The following is a 14,630-nucleotide window of genomic DNA, read 5'->3' as shown; positions in this document are numbered from 1 at the left end:
TGGAAATCAACATTGTACCGCAATGTTGATTATTACTGACTTAAGGACATACATAAAAAAACTTTTAGGATTCGAAAGCGCTGAATGGAAAGAATTTAAGAACGGGGAGCATAAAACTTTTGATTTGTGTACAAAACTCAACAGCCAGATCGTCAAGCAATGTATGTAATTGCTCGGTGGTCTGGCTTTTTTTGCGTGAAAGGATATGATTACGCTGCCTAAGGTCATTGACAATTAATGTTAAATTGGTGTATTGTAAATGATAAGTAGTAAGTAGTAAGTAAATCACGCGCTCGCCATTCGGAATAAATATCATCATCCAGTAAATACGAATTTATGGATAGGGGTGGATGGTTATGATGGATTTAAAATTAGCACCGAGTTTCTCATTGATTGCGCTAAATGCACAGAGAAGTCTTCATATGACTACTGTCAAGAAAGTGTCTTTACGCTGTATGGCGGCTGCGGTTATCTTGGAGCTTTACTTAGAGGAAAGTATTACGCAATCTGAGTACAATTTAACTTTGCATAAGGAAGCTCTTGAGCAATCTCATTCAACTCTTTATAGAGAAACTGTTCTACAACCCTTACTTCATAATAGTGCCGAGGTGAAGGGTGACCTGAATTGGTGGTTAAAAAAGGCATCCATGCCGTCTAACAATCAATTGAAAAATTTTGAAACCGCGATTTCAGATTATCTTAAAGCAATGAATTTGCTTGAAGATATCCCAAGTCTGTTAGGGAGCGACATGTTTTTTGACTCTGCTGAAGTTGAAGTTAGAGCTTATCGCAGTAATATGGAGGCATACACAAGCATTACAGAGAACATTCGGGCAGAAATTTTGGAAGAGGGTCCAGTAACGGATGAGGTCATTTGTATGCTATGGCTACTTCGTGAAAGTGGATGTATGCATGCTTTTTTCTCGCTGAATGAATTAGAAAAGGTAAATATCAAACTACATGAACTATACCAAAGTAATTTATGGGCAAAGGCTTTATTTTCTATACAAATTCGCCATGGAATTGAGTTAGGTCTTAAACGTTTCTTAGAATTGAAGACAAAGTTTGCGAAGACATTTATCGGTAGCAGTATCAACCTAATCTTCCCTGCCTTAGAGCGATCACGAGCTGTCTTTATTGAAACAGAGTCTTGGTTTGATAATTCTAATCAAAGACTAGACGCAGTTATTACAAGATTAGAGTCCTATGGACATGAAGTTAAGGTGATGGAGAGAGGATCGATTGCGACTCTTAAAATTGATAATTTGTTATACGATGCGATCCCGCATTTTGTAATGATGAAAGTGCCAATTCAAGGTGTGCGTATTGTTCCGAAACGCCCGCTGTAAAGGAGTTGGTAATCCATGTCTAGACAACGTACCATGGAGAATATTTTGGCGTCAGAGTATGTATCTATAGGTGAATTGGTAAGAATCACAAATGCCCGTTACAGTACACTCAAACATTACACAGAAGAAGGCATGCTGCCCTTTGAACAGGCGGAGGAGAATTTAACACGCAGATATAAAAGAGAGGAAACCGTCGCACGAATTCTTTGGATCAAAGAGATGAAAGCAAACGGTTTATCTATCCCACAAATGAAAGAAGCTTTAGGAATGAAGTAAACACTGGGAATTTCGGTGTTTTTTTCTTTTTTTAGTCAAAGAATTTAACATCCTCTGATAACCGTGCCCCAATCATCTGAACAAACTGCTCAGCCGCAACAGACAGCTTTCGATCCCGTCGTACTGCAAAACCTATACTGCGAGGTAAAAGCGGATCTTCTAACTTCAACTCATGAAGCTTTCCACTGTGAAGATCCTCTTGCACGAAAGAACGGCTGATAAAAGCTGCCCCATACCCTAATCTAGCGAACTCTGCTAGCAGTTCTATACTCCCCAATTCAATATCTGGAATTACCGATAGTCCCTTAGCTGCAAACCATTGCTCGACAAATACTCTTGTACTGCTCCCTTGTGAAAATAGGATTAAAGGCAGCTCTGACACTTCTTTCATGGTTAATGAACGATTCGCTAATTCTTTATAGGCTTCACCAACTACAAAACAATCCTCCAACACCGCGAGTGTCTGAATGTTTAACAGTGGATCTTGAAGAGGCATATGTACAAAGGCACAGTCGATCTCACCATCTTTTAAACGCTTAGTGATATCGGGTGTCTTCCCATGTGAAAGTCGAATTCGTATACCTGGGTATGTGCTATGAAAGGTGTTCAACTGCGGCAACAAAAGATGCTTGATTAGATAATCGCTAGCTCCGATGCGTATTTCTCCCTCATTTAACTGCTTCAAGCTCTCCAGATGCTTCTGTGCAGAATCCAGCATGGAAAAGGATTGCTCCACATATTCAAATAGCGCTCGTCCTTCTTCTGTAAGCTCTACACCTTTGGACAGCCTGTGAAACAACTTCAGTCCTAATGCTTCTTCCATTTGTTTAATGGCATAACTCACAGAAGGCTGTGTAATATGTAGTTCCCCTGCAGCTTTTGTTAAATTTCGATGACGTGCTATTTGCCAGAAAATACGATACCACTCCAAGTTGAACATCTGGTATAGATCACCTCTATATCATTATGGTAAAAATCCAATTTCATTTATTTCATTTCATTCATTATAATCAGGGTAGAGGAATAATTCAAAGGGGTGGATGAAGTGGAATCCAAACAACCGGACTTAGAAGCGCGTTCTCCTTGGTCAACAAATAGCGATAAACAAGTAGTGAGGGTTAGTCCAGCGGAAGCGGCAATCATTGGGACGATAATTATATCGGGGAGCAAAAGTCTGACGAATCGGGCCTTGATAATCGCTGCTTTAGCTGAAGGACGTTCAGAAATAAAGGGAATATTAAGAAGTGACGACTCTTATTGGTGTATTGAATCCTTAAAGAAACTTGGAATTTCCGTTGTGATAGATGAAGAGACAGCAGTTATCGAGGGATGTGGAGGCAATTGGCCGAATCCGACTGGGGAACTATATGTAGGAGCGGCAGGCACAGTTGCGAGATTCTTACCCGCTGCACTCGCGGCAGGGACTGGCACTTGGACAATGAATGGAAGTAAACGACTGTGTGAGCGACCTCTGGCGCCATTACTCGACGCATTAACGAACCTTGGCGCACAGTTTGAGTATAAGCAAGCCGAACGCTGTTTACCTTTTACAATAGAGACACAAGGTCTGCAAGGAGGAAAGGCAACACTACCCGGCTCTACTTCAAGTCAATTTATTAGCGGATTACTGCTAGCTGCACCGTATGCCAAAGAACCGGTAACCGTGTTTATTGATGGTGAAGTTGTGCAAAGAGACTATGTCGAGATGACTCTTGCTATGATGGCTTCATTTGGTGTAACACCAGAAGCCTCTCAGGACGGTCACTCGATAACAGTTCCAACAGGAAAGTATCAAGGTCACACGATTACTTTAGAGCCTGATGTATCCACATGCTGTTACTTTTGGGCGGTAGCTGCGCTTACGGCAGGGCGTGTACGTATTGAAGGGATCAATGCTAGCAATACAAGTCAACCTGATATCGAGTTCTTAGATGTTCTGGAGTTAATGGGCTGTACCGTTCTTCGTGGGGAGAACTATGTTGAAGTACAAGGTGTCCCACAGATTAAGGGTGGATTCACAGTGAGTATGAAGAAATGGTCGGATCAAACACTAACTGTGGCTGCTATGGCTATTTTTGCCGATGCTCCAATCACTTTAAAAGATGCTGCGCATATCAGACATCATGAATGTGATCGGATATCCGCCATATGTGAGGAAATTAGTAAGCTTGGAATCCGTGTGGATGAGTTTGAGGATGGCCTAACGGTATATCCGGGTCAGCCTATTCCCGCTTTGCTAGATTCTCACGACGATCATCGCATGGCTATGGCGCTTTCTTTAATCGGCTTGAAGATTGAGAATATTCAGATAATCGACCCTGGTTGTGTCTCCAAGACCTGTCCAGATTATTTTGACAGATTGTCAGCGTTAGGTGTACAGATCCAATATTAAATAAGGGGTGCATATATAATGGCAGGAAATACATTCGGTGAAGTGTTCAAAATTACAACCTTCGGTGAGTCACATGGTGTGTCGGTAGGTGTCATAGTGGATGGTGTAACACCTGGCGTTGAGATTAACGAAGCTTATATTCAGAAGCAGATGGATCGGAGAAAACCGGGTCAATCTTCAGTGACTACGCCTCGTAAAGAATATGATGTTGTCCACATACAATCAGGAGTATTTGAGGGTAAAACAACAGGGACACCACTCTTTGTAGTTCTACAAAACCACGATATGAGGCCAGAAGCGTACAGCGAGATCCAGGACGCTTTTCGTCCGGGCCATGCCGATTTTACTTATTTAGAGAAATACGGCATCCGGGATCATCGCGGTAGCGGACGTGCTTCAGGTAGAGAAACTGCGGCAAGAGTGGCTGGAGGTGCAATAGCCCGTAAGCTGTTAGAGAGAAGAGGCGTGCAGGTAGTAGCATACTCACAAGAAATCGGTGGTATAAAGTGTGAATCCTTCGATGAGGAGATTATTGAACAAAATGCTGTCCGCGCCTGTGATCCGATTGCAGCTGCCAAGATGATTCAAAAGATTGAGCGGTTAGCTGAGGTTGGAGATAGCTGTGGAGGCATCGTGGAATGCCGCATTCGTGGCGTAATTCCGGGTCTTGGAGAGCCGGTTTTCGATAAATTGGATGCAGAACTGGCGAAAGCCATGCTGTCCATTGGCGCAGTTAAAGGGATAGAATTTGGAGCTGGCTTCGAAGCGGCAACGATGCTGGGGAGTGAACATAATGATGCGATGAATGGCGATGGTTTCCTTACCAATCATTCCGGAGGAATCATCGGGGGAATTAGCACCGGACAAGAAATCGTATTTCGGATTAGCGTAAAACCGACGTCTTCCATCTCTGTACCACAGCAAACAACTAACATCAGAGGCGAAGAACAAGAGATACGCACTGAAGGTAGACATGATCCATGTATTTGCCCGAGAATTGTCCCTGTTGTAGAGGCTATGGTCTGTTTAGTGCTGGAGGATCAGTATAAACGACAAGCTGCTATGCTTGGATAATTCATGAGCCGTCTCGCCCATTACCGCATATTGCGCTAATGGGCTTTTTAAGCTTTACGCATATCCTTATGCAAAGAATAAGTTTTAGCAAAGAAAGAGATGAATTTCCAATTTAACTATATATAGAAACCTTTATTAGTATATTATGGAATCATAGGATGAGTCATAGATTTTATAGGAAAAACTATTTTCTATATAATTATTAGAAAGGTGGTTTTATGAGAATATTCACGTTAGGTATTGTAGTGTTGATGTTATTTGTTTTAAACCCTACCACAATAAATGACAATTCCATTGAATCGATATCAAAGATAGAAGCATCTGTTGAACCGTCAGAGAAATCAGCAACAGAACTATTAAGTGAGTTGGCTAATCAACAATTTTTCATTAAAGAAGATCAGATCAGTGAAGATGATTATGTTTCCATTGAGGCTTTTGGAAAAGCTTTCGTTAATCTTTATACCGGAGCTGTTACAAAACAAGAAATTGTATCATTTGAGAACTACATCTCGAATGCAAATCTTCTTAAATTCACAGATAAAATGTTGGAATTAACACAAAAGCAGGAATTGAATGGTGCCAGTAGTGTGAATTTCGGCTTTGATAATGAGTTTAAGGAAGTAGAGTTTAAGAAACTTGATAAGAATCTTTACTATTTAAGATTACCTTTTTCAAACGAAGGGTCTGGAATGACTTGCGAATTACTAGTTCAATCTTCAAATAAGTCTTTAGAATTAGTTGATTTGTACTTTGGATACAAAGATGGTGTAGATACTATCACAACGGGTCACCCTGCGGTTAGAAAGCTTAACAATCCCAAGCTATGGGACGACCAAGAATGGGTGAATGGTGTTTTTGAAAAGCTTGAACAATATGAATCCGAACTCAAGTGACTACTTGCTTTCAGTGTTCACCGATAACAATAAAGCAGCGGTGCTAAGGCTTTGGTTTGGTATTATCCCCTCATGGTTGACAGTGAAAAAAGAGCACATGGTATCATGTGTTTAACACAGTCGACCGGAGGGGATTTTTCATGGCTAAAAAAGGGCAGACGTTTACGAAGTATTCAGAAGAGTTGAAGAAAGAGGCGGTTCGTCTTCACTTAGAGGAACATATGAGCTATTCACAGATTCTAGAAAAACTCGACATCAAGAGCGATGCTCAGTTGGTGAGATGGATACGTAAGTTTAAAAGTGGGGAGTCCTTTGAGGACCGACGCGGTAAAGGTGGAAGGAAACATTTTGACAGTAAAGACGAAGAAATTGCGTATTTGAAGGCACAGGTCGAATACTTAAAAAAGCTCAATCCCAATCTACATGGGGAGGGAAGTTGGATACAAATATCCGGTGCCAATCCATTCAAGAAATGAGCAAGCGATACCCGATTGTTTGGCTGTGCAAACTGGCTGAATTGTCCCGGGCTGCATACTACAAATGGAAAAAGACCTCTGACCTGCGGGAAGAACGCCAAGAGAAGGATGCGAACCTTAAGGAACATATCTTAGCCATTCATCGGCTACGTCCTGCCTATGGCTATAAGCGAATGCGTACAGCGCTTCGCAAAGAGGGATTCCCCGTAAACCATAAGAAAGTTCGCAGGTTGATGAGAGAGCTAGGCATCCAATCGGTGATTCGCAAGAAACGCCCGTTTGCCGGACGTAAGCCTTCTGTCTTATTTCCAAACGTACTCAACCAGGAATTCACAGCCCACGCTCTTCAGCAAAAGTTAGTCACGGATATTACCTATATCCGTACAGGCCACGAATTTGTCTACTTATCTGTAGTGATGGATCTATACAATAACGAGGTTGTGGCTTGGAGAATCTCTGTCCGTAATGACTTAAAGCTTGTGATAGATACTGTGAAATCTCTCCAAGACTCAAAGGCTCTCCTACACTCTGACCAGGGCTTTCAGTACACGACTCGGACGTATGCCCAGGTTTTAGAGGACAAGGGTTTGGTCGGTAGCCACTCTCGCCGGGGGAACTGTTATGACAATGCTTGTATAGAGTCATTTTTTTCTCACCTGAAGACCGAGAAATTGTATTTGGAGAAGCCCAAGAATTTAGAAAATGCTGAACATTTGGTTAGGGAATACATTCTTTATTACAACAAGGAACGTTTCCAAAAAAAACTCGGCGACCTGTCTCCGGAAGAGTACCGGAACCAGATCGCCGCTTAGAAGGCTTCTTTTTTACTGTCTACTTGACGGGGCTATGACCAGTTTCTAGCACTAGCACCGCTGCTTATTTATTAGGGAGTCCTAGTTCAAATCTGTAATTATTTCACGGCTTTACCCAGGACTCGTTCAAATCCATTTCCCGAATACATTCAGCCGAGTCATTTCTGTTGTTGTTAATCATTGGTGTGACCGGGTACACCTGCATTTCATCTGCTGAATAAGGCCGCAGAATCGGATTCAGTGCTTCAAGATCATTGGTCTCCTCATCAAGCCATCGAGTGATATCCTGGGGGGATAAAATCGCCGGCATCCGGCTCTCAAATTCACTAATCAGTGGGTTAGCTTCTGTCATAACCAGAGAGCAGGTGCGAAGAGGTTCCCCGCGCGTATCACGCCAAATTTCGTATAAACCAGCTACTCCGAACATACTGCGATTATTCATGACTACCCGAACTGGATAAGTCTTCTTGCTTTCTTTTTTCCAATAGTAAAATCCATTGCACGGAATAATACAACGATGCTTGTCCACCATCTTGCGATAGGTTGGATTCTGATACACATTTCGGAGATCTGCATTGATTGCATCTTTTCCCCAATAAGGAACGAACCCCCAACGGAACTCATCTAGAATTCGCTCTCCATCCTGTTGTAAAACTACCGGCATATCCTGCGTGGGACTAATGTTATAGCGGTCTTTATAGTAGTACATCACCCGGTTAATTTCAAAATGATCCCTAATTTCCTGCAGTTCGGCCGCCAGGGAAAAACGTTGACACATGAAACATCAGCCTCCTTTTGTTTCGTAGTGTTTGTAAAAGAAGGTAAATTATTCATGGCTTTCGTAGTCATTCGAAGTGAGGATGAATTAAGTTTTCAATCAATCCTTGATAGCAAAAGAGAAGCCGTTAGGTAACGGCTCCTCGAATTATTAAGCTTACTATATAAGCTGGAGTTTTTTTGCAGATAAGTCATTGCAGACTAACACTATCTACATAAATAGCTGATTGGCCACTACTGTTTGAGGAGGCGCGGAATTCTACCCCAATTTCTTTGACTGTGGACAAATTCGAAATGCCGCTGAGGGATAGTGTCAAAATGGTACCGCCGTTTGACTGAATCAGATTCTCTCCGGAATCGTACCATGTCCACCCGGACCCGGTCTTTACGTATAGTTTTGCATAAATCCCGTTGCCGATATTGCCCCAGTTCGCATGCTTAACCGTTGCTTTCAGACTGCTTTTTCCAGACAGATTTTGATTAGAGGTTATATATAGACTATGCGTGGAATTGGATTGTAAGGAGACATCGGCTTTGAGAGTTTGCGCTCCCGTTGCTTTCCATTCATTGGTGACCCATGGGCCTCCCGAAATATTGTTTCCCGACCAACCTTGAGTTCCTGATTCGAAATCATATAAGATTGTCCCGTTATTCCCCGGACTCGGGGTCGGACTTGGCGTAGGAGTAGGAGTAGGAGTAAGAGTAGGAGTAGGAGTAGGAGTAGGAGTAGGAGTAGAGGTTGGCGTAGATGTAGGTGTAGAAGTAGGGCTTGAGGTTGGAGTTACACCCCCGAAAATGCCGGATAAAACAGAAGTTGCTTTAATGCCGTTACTGCCATTCACTACGGTATTACCGAACGAGGTGAGGGAGTTACCAGCCCAATCATTCGTCATATCGAGATAAGCCAAATCACTGCTATTTCCCTTCCAGGACCAAGCCAACCAGCCGACTCCCTTCTCTTGGGAATAACTCATAATGGTGGCTTCATCCACATCACCGTTTGTATGTTGTCCACCAAATTCGCCGATAATCAGCGCAAGATTCTTGTTCAGCACACCGTCAATATTGGATTTGACGGTACTTGCATTGCCCCCAGCATATTCATACATATGGATAGAGAATACTGTATTTTTTAACGGGTCTGCATTCAGTACTTCTGTCCCATAATTTTTGACGGAATCTGGATATTGTCCCCATCCAGCGGAGTCAACAATCAGCGTATGAGTTAGACCAGCGTTACGCAGTTTGGGTATGGCTTGCTTATAACCATTAGCCCAGGCGACTCCATCCCATGTTCCGTACCACTCGTTAGCTATATTAATGATTACACGGTCTTCCTTACCGATCAATGCGCTTTTAATACCAATCCAGTAATTAACGGCGTTGTCCAAATCGGATAGACTATCGCTTCCTGTAGCGTCATGTACTTCCAAAACGGCAATTAGTTTGTTTTGTTCACAGAGGGTGAGAATATTGTTGACGGTGTTTACATCATCAAGCGTCCATTTGTGTCCATTCGCCAGTACAATACGTATCGTGTTGGCACCTGTTTTGGCAATGGCTGGTATTGCGGTGGATAGTTGATCTTTATACCATGTGTGCGCATGATTGACTCCTCGCATCACAAATGGTTGTCCTGTAGCATCCAATAATTTGGTACCGCTTACATAAAATCCACTTGCAGCATGTGCTTTGTTCGTAAGTTGTCCAGTCCACGAGAACATCAGTAAAAATGCGACAAAAGCAATCAACCACTTGCGTAAAATCACTAAAAACCACCCCATGAATTTTATTTATGTAAACCCTCATTAGGTTAATACCGGTAGCGTGCGTTCACCTCCTAGTGTTGAATAATGAGGGTGACATATTTAACTATGCTTTCGAGGAATTGCTAACTTCATAGGAATTGTCGTTATTATATTAGCATTATGTTATTTAAGGGGCGTATAATTATTTTATACAGTTGATCATTTTTTTTCTTGGAAAACTTGTTTTTAATTGTTAATTAGTGATTTTGAATAAAAAAACTTAATAAACCGCTAGAATATTCGAAAAATATGTGTTTTTGTTATCTTTCTGTTATCGTATTTAATCCTAGCTCCGCGGAAGCTTTCCTCCATACTGCGCTCTTAGCTGCTGCAAATTGTCCAGCTTGCTCAGACTACTATCCCTATTTGCTAAACCTACGCCAAGAATCAGATTCTCGATGATATAAGTGGGACCGACCATAGAGTGAAATTCCCATACCTCACCTCTCCCGGCATACAGTACAATATCTGCATCTTGGGATCGTGGATATACGAGTCTGTCGGTGATCAAGATGACCTGATATTTTACTTCCCGTGAATGGTCCAGAATCACTTCGATTTCCGGTAACAGTTGAACGAATCCAAAAACAAGCACTACATCTTGTTTATCAGCATGCATCAAGGTCTCTAACAACTCGTGTCCGCTGGGAGCCATTTTTTTCATCTGTAATCCAAAACGCGCCATACGATAGATCATCAGCTCCGCCAATCCAGCACATGGACCGGGGCTATATACATATACAATACGAGCTGTAGATAATGCTTCTATTGCACGTTGCAGTGCCTCGTCGCTCAAATAGCGGCGTGTTTCTTGTAGATGATGTGAGCAATTGTCCAGCAGTACTTGAGGGAGTGAACTATCATCCGATCTTTGCATGGCATCACGCATTTTGATGGAAGGTGTGGACTCGAAACGGAAACGAAGTCGGTTCTTGAAATCCTTGGCATGGTTGTATCCAGCCGCTTTCCAGAAACGAGAGACGGAGGCGATGCTCAATTTAAGCTCATCGGCCATTTCCTGTTCGGTCATATATACCACACGTTGCTCATTTTTCTGGATAAAGTCAGCAATAATTCGTTGATTTGGTGAGAAAGCGCGGCGATTCCAATCTTTATACAATTTCTCATTCCTCCTAATATGAAGCGATAAATAGAATATATCGTGCGAAGATGTTGTAAATATTTTTACAACGTTAAAAATATTGAAAAAAATATTACTCTCATTTAACAATTGGTAAAAGTTGTGCTGACATGACCTTCTTATAATGAAGATAAATTCCTGTAGGGAGGCCAAATATTCATGAGTACGATAAAAACGCGCTACACGCTGACACAGTCACAGAAAATGATGATTTTTGTACTATCGATGTCGCTTTACGGTTTGTCCAATATGTTCACGGAGCTAGTGCCTGGGATCAAACTAGGCCCCATTGAATTATCGATTGAATATTTTGCTTTCATTCCTTTGACCTTATGTATGCTGTTTCATCCTTTATATGCGGCCATTGGGGCAGCTGTAGGTGAAGTGATTTTCGGAGAACTGATGTTAGGTCAATTTGGTGGGTTAGGAGAACTGGAGAAATTCATTACCTTCTCACTAGCGATGTATACTGCAGGTCGTATGGTATCCGATCCGAAGAATCGCAGACAGGTTGGAGTGGCGGCGATTACTGGTGTAGTGATTCATCAGTTCTTCAGCTCTGTTGTGGATATAGTGAAGGTATGGGTGGGTGTGGAAGAGCTTGAAGCTGTTAAAGGTCTAGCAGAGAGTATCGTAGTCATTGAGGGAGTTGGCTTTTTGAATGATGTACTCTTCTCTGGTATCTTGTTCGCTTTGATTCCTACCATGTATCTGGTTCCACGCTTATATGGAAAGATCGAACCTTTACTTGGCATGAAGCCGCGTGAACGGAATATGAAATATGCAACAGGGGCTTGGTTATCTCCTAAGCTCGTCATTTCTGGAACAATTCTGGTAATGGTTGCGCTTGGATCGGAATTGCTGTCGGAATCCGGATGGAATTTTGGTGATTTTGAGTTTGCTTGGGCAGAGTCCAATGAAGAGAGCTTGATTTGGCTGAGTATGCTGGTAGCAGCAGTTGTTGCAGCAACAGCGATTATATCCCTCATTCGGCGGTCAGCACGTAAAAGACAGGAAGCAGGTCAAGTAGATGCGTAAATCAATACTCGAACTGAATGGGGTCACCTTTACTTATCCGGGAGCTGAACAACCAGTACTGCGAGATGTATCTCTGCAGTTAGATGAAGGAGATTTCATTGCCATTATAGGTAGTAACGGTTCGGGAAAATCCACGCTCTGTAAATGTTTTAACGGCTTAATTCCTCATTATTACACAGGTGATTTCGCGGGTGAGGTGACGATCTGCGGTCAACCGGCGGATGGGAAAAGTGTAGCGGAGCTTTCCAAACATATAGGATATGTATATCAGGATTTTGAGAATCAGTTGGTACGCCCGACGGTACTTGACGATGTGTCGTTTACACCGCTCAATTATGGATTTGCCGATTATAAGGAACGGGGAGAACGGGCACTGGCGCTAACCGGACTTAGCGATTTAAGAAATGAATTTATCTGGCAATTGAGTGGTGGGCAAAAGCACTTGCTCGCTCTTGCCGGAGCTCTAGCGATGGATCCGGAAATTCTCGTTATTGATGAACCAGTAGCTCAGCTGGATCCACAGCATGCCCGCCATATTTATGATATTTTGCGCCGATTGAACGAGGAGCAGGGGAAGACCATTGTAGTAATCGAACACCATGCGGAATTTATTGCAGACTATTGTAAGAATGTCGTCCTGATGGATAAGGGGGAGGTTCGATGGCAGAAGCCTGTAAGGGAGGCTCTTTCATCTGTAAAAGAACTGTTGGAGCTTGGCATCTATCCACCGGATGTCACCCGTGCAGCTTGGCTGTTGCAATCTGATGCACCGCGAACCCACTTACTTCCCTTAAATGCTGTGGAAGCGAGCGCCCACATGGTGCTTCGCCAGGATTCGATCGTGAGAACGGAATCATCTGAGCCTAATTACGAGCAGTCCCTTACTATAACTGGGGAAGTGAAGCACGTCGTTCAGATGGAGAATGTTCACCTATCTTATCGCACGATTCATAAGACGATGCATCCTGTTTTGAATGGTGTTCAGTTAGAGCTGCGGCAAGGTGAATCTATAGCTCTTATTGGAAACAACGGAGCGGGCAAATCTTCTTTAATGAAGCTGATTGCTGGAATTGTCAGACCTACAGCAGGAACGGTAAATGTGAAGGGGATGGTTGTGAACGGTCTGCCACCCGAGCGTCTTTCCGGTACCGTAGCTTACGTATTTCAGAACCCAGAGGAAATGTTTATTGAGGATTCTGTACGTAAAGAAATGGCTTATTATTTGAAAGCGCGAAAGCTAGTCGACGCAGAAGAGAGAGTAGAAGAAATGCTCACAGCATTCCGGCTCAGTGAATTAGCAGAACGTGACGCTCGTCTTCTGAGTGGAGGTCAGCAGCGCCGAGTATCACTGGCTATTGGAGCAGCGGTTCGTCCTGCTGTCATGCTGCTCGATGAACCAACGGCGAATCTGGATATTTCGACGAAACAGGAAATGGTACATGTACTAGATACGCTTCGCAGCCATGTTGAGACGGTTGTGATTGCGACTCATGATATGCAGCTTGTATCAGAATGGGCGACTAGGATTATCGTTATGCATCAAGGTCAAATTATTGCTGACGGAACGAAAGATGAAATCTTCGCGGACGGACTTCTATTACGGCGTGCGGGTCTGGCTCAGACACAATTGATGGAACTGAGTCGGTTGCTCGGTCTGCCCCGCATTTGCAGCAGCTTGGAGGACTTCGTAAGTCTAGTGGAAGTACAGAAGGAGGTGGCAGCAATTCATGGAAGCCGTTAAACGGGCACTTGACCGTATATCTGTAGAACAAATCAAACTGGAACTCTTAGGGACGGCTTATAACAGCAGCAGCACTTTTCTAGGGAGACTCGACCCGCGAACTCTGCTGCTCTGGTATTTGTTCTTTGCCATAGTACCTTGGTTCGTACATAACCGTACGGTCCTGTTGGGGATGTTCGTACTTATGGTCTTAACGACAGTCCTCTCACGCGTCAGTCCATATATTATTTTCATATTGTGTTTGGGATTAATCAGCCAAATTGGGTGGATGTTCATCCTGTCGCTCTTTTTCGGCGGAGGAATTGAATCGTTGCTGCCCATGTTGACGCTAACGCTTAAGCTCTCAGTGATTTCACTAGCGAGTATTACGGTGTTCTCCAGTCTCGATCCGGAAAGGCTTAGTGACGGCCTGCTATCTTTAGGAATACCTGATACGTTTGCATTTAGCTTATCTTATGGTTATCGTATTTTGCCTACGTTACTGGAGGAATTTCATCAGATTTTGTTGTCTTTCAGACTGAGAGGGCAAAGACCCCTGCAACATGGACTGTTGTATTGGAGAACGGCAACGTATTATTTACGAATTGTAATTTTGGCCTTTTACCCACTTATGCTGAACACAGCTAAACGTTCTCGGACCACGATCGAGGCGCTTGAAACTCGGGGATTTAGCTACGGTTTGAACAATAAGAAAGTGAAGAAGATCAAGCTATCTTACTTGAAAATGAAGCGGTCCGACTGGTATTTTTTATCCGGTTCCACGGCTTATATCATTTTGCTATTCTGGATCGGTTATCTCTACCCTAAACTGGTGTATTAACATAACTTACAAGCTCAAAGGAGACGAATTAGT

General features: G+C 43.0%; 12 protein-coding genes and 1 pseudogene. 9 read left to right on the top strand and 4 right to left on the bottom strand.

Annotation, left to right across the window (positions count from 1 at the left end):
* Positions 1-356 precede the first annotated feature (356 nt).
* Together NSU15_RS18745 and NSU15_RS18740 are read left to right on the top strand one after the other, a co-directional pair.
* Positions 357-1,349 (top strand): hypothetical protein, encoded by a 993-nt coding sequence (locus tag NSU15_RS18745; RefSeq protein WP_339287203.1) that lies wholly within the window; start codon positions 357-359, stop codon positions 1,347-1,349.
* Between the two features lie 15 nt (positions 1,350-1,364).
* The gene (locus NSU15_RS18740; RefSeq protein ID WP_042129035.1) at positions 1,365-1,625 is read left to right on the top strand and encodes a helix-turn-helix domain-containing protein; all 261 of its coding nucleotides are present in this window, start codon (positions 1,365-1,367) and stop codon (positions 1,623-1,625) included.
* A 31-nt stretch (positions 1,626-1,656) separates the two neighbouring features.
* On the opposite strand, the gene NSU15_RS18735 is transcribed toward NSU15_RS18740, so the two are convergent.
* On the bottom strand, positions 1,657-2,565 hold the full coding sequence (locus NSU15_RS18735; protein WP_339287200.1) for a LysR family transcriptional regulator: 909 nt from the start codon (positions 2,563-2,565) through the stop codon (positions 1,657-1,659).
* Between the two features lie 105 nt (positions 2,566-2,670).
* On the opposite strand from NSU15_RS18735, the gene aroA reads away from it, so the two are divergent.
* The 4 genes and pseudogenes from aroA to NSU15_RS18715 all read left to right on the top strand — a co-directional run bounded on the left by aroA (position 2,671) and on the right by NSU15_RS18715 (position 7,272).
* Complete coding sequence (gene aroA / locus NSU15_RS18730) at positions 2,671-4,017, top strand: 3-phosphoshikimate 1-carboxyvinyltransferase (RefSeq protein ID WP_339287198.1); 1,347 nt, start codon at positions 2,671-2,673, stop codon at positions 4,015-4,017.
* Between the two features lie 18 nt (positions 4,018-4,035).
* Positions 4,036-5,091 carry a chorismate synthase gene (gene aroC, locus NSU15_RS18725; protein WP_042129031.1) on the top strand — a complete coding sequence of 352 codons (1,056 nt, stop codon included), beginning with the start codon at positions 4,036-4,038 and terminating at the stop codon, positions 5,089-5,091.
* A 218-nt stretch (positions 5,092-5,309) separates the two neighbouring features.
* The gene (locus NSU15_RS18720) at positions 5,310-5,984 is read left to right on the top strand and encodes a hypothetical protein (protein ID WP_076119527.1); all 675 of its coding nucleotides are present in this window, start codon (positions 5,310-5,312) and stop codon (positions 5,982-5,984) included.
* Positions 5,985-6,124: 140 nt separating this feature from the next.
* A pseudogene (locus NSU15_RS18715) lies at positions 6,125-7,272 on the top strand (IS3 family transposase).
* Positions 7,273-7,375: 103 nt separating this feature from the next.
* Here the strand turns inward: NSU15_RS18715 and NSU15_RS18710 are convergent.
* The 3 genes from NSU15_RS18710 to NSU15_RS18700 form a co-directional block, all read right to left on the bottom strand.
* Entirely contained in the window at positions 7,376-8,050 is a 675-nt protein-coding gene (locus NSU15_RS18710) for an SOS response-associated peptidase (RefSeq protein ID WP_339287195.1), read from the bottom strand.
* Between the two features lie 190 nt (positions 8,051-8,240).
* Positions 8,241-9,833: a glycoside hydrolase family 5 protein gene (locus NSU15_RS18705; protein ID WP_339287193.1), complete on the bottom strand. Its 1,593-nt coding sequence runs from the start codon at positions 9,831-9,833 to the stop codon at positions 8,241-8,243.
* A 310-nt stretch (positions 9,834-10,143) separates the two neighbouring features.
* Complete coding sequence (locus NSU15_RS18700) at positions 10,144-10,977, bottom strand: MurR/RpiR family transcriptional regulator (RefSeq protein WP_076119528.1); 834 nt, start codon at positions 10,975-10,977, stop codon at positions 10,144-10,146.
* A gap of 180 nt (positions 10,978-11,157) precedes the next feature.
* Here NSU15_RS18700 and NSU15_RS18695 point away from each other — a divergent pair, with 180 nt between their 5' ends.
* From NSU15_RS18695 to NSU15_RS18685, 3 genes are read left to right on the top strand one after another with little or no spacing between them, the layout of a single operon-like run.
* Positions 11,158-12,036 carry a cell division protein FtsQ gene (locus NSU15_RS18695; RefSeq protein ID WP_076119529.1) on the top strand — a complete coding sequence of 293 codons (879 nt, stop codon included), beginning with the start codon at positions 11,158-11,160 and terminating at the stop codon, positions 12,034-12,036.
* Positions 12,029-13,777 (top strand): energy-coupling factor transporter ATPase, encoded by a 1,749-nt coding sequence (locus NSU15_RS18690; protein ID WP_339287191.1) that lies wholly within the window; start codon positions 12,029-12,031, stop codon positions 13,775-13,777. Before NSU15_RS18695 ends, NSU15_RS18690 begins: the two co-directional genes overlap by 8 nt.
* Complete coding sequence (locus NSU15_RS18685; RefSeq protein ID WP_339287189.1) at positions 13,764-14,597, top strand: energy-coupling factor transporter transmembrane component T; 834 nt, start codon at positions 13,764-13,766, stop codon at positions 14,595-14,597. The genes NSU15_RS18690 and NSU15_RS18685 overlap by 14 nt, the downstream gene beginning before the upstream one ends.
* Positions 14,598-14,630 lie beyond the last annotated feature (33 nt).

Origin of the sequence: Paenibacillus sp. FSL E2-0201, from assembly GCF_037963325.1 — a bacterium.
Lineage (GTDB): Bacteria > Bacillota > Bacilli > Paenibacillales > Paenibacillaceae > Paenibacillus_AQ.
This window is presented reverse-complemented; position numbering and strand designations above follow the sequence as displayed.

Bases quoted from the DNA above. Each gene is read 5' to 3' on its own strand.
- NSU15_RS18720 (WP_076119527.1), top strand. From the start codon at position 5,310: ATGAGAATATTCACGTTAGGTATTGTAGTGTTGATGTTATTTGTTTTA.
- NSU15_RS18690 (WP_339287191.1), top strand. From the start codon at position 12,029: ATGCGTAAATCAATACTCGAACTGAATGGGGTCACCTTTACTTATCCG.
- NSU15_RS18705 (WP_339287193.1), bottom strand. From the start codon at position 9,833: ATGGGGTGGTTTTTAGTGATTTTACGCAAGTGGTTGATTGCTTTTGTC.
- NSU15_RS18740 (WP_042129035.1), top strand. From the start codon at position 1,365: ATGTCTAGACAACGTACCATGGAGAATATTTTGGCGTCAGAGTATGTA.
- NSU15_RS18745 (WP_339287203.1), top strand. From the start codon at position 357: ATGATGGATTTAAAATTAGCACCGAGTTTCTCATTGATTGCGCTAAAT.
- NSU15_RS18685 (WP_339287189.1), top strand. From the start codon at position 13,764: ATGGAAGCCGTTAAACGGGCACTTGACCGTATATCTGTAGAACAAATC.
- aroC (WP_042129031.1), top strand. From the start codon at position 4,036: ATGGCAGGAAATACATTCGGTGAAGTGTTCAAAATTACAACCTTCGGT.
- NSU15_RS18735 (WP_339287200.1), bottom strand. From the start codon at position 2,565: ATGTTCAACTTGGAGTGGTATCGTATTTTCTGGCAAATAGCACGTCAT.
- NSU15_RS18710 (WP_339287195.1), bottom strand. From the start codon at position 8,050: ATGTGTCAACGTTTTTCCCTGGCGGCCGAACTGCAGGAAATTAGGGAT.
- NSU15_RS18695 (WP_076119529.1), top strand. From the start codon at position 11,158: ATGAGTACGATAAAAACGCGCTACACGCTGACACAGTCACAGAAAATG.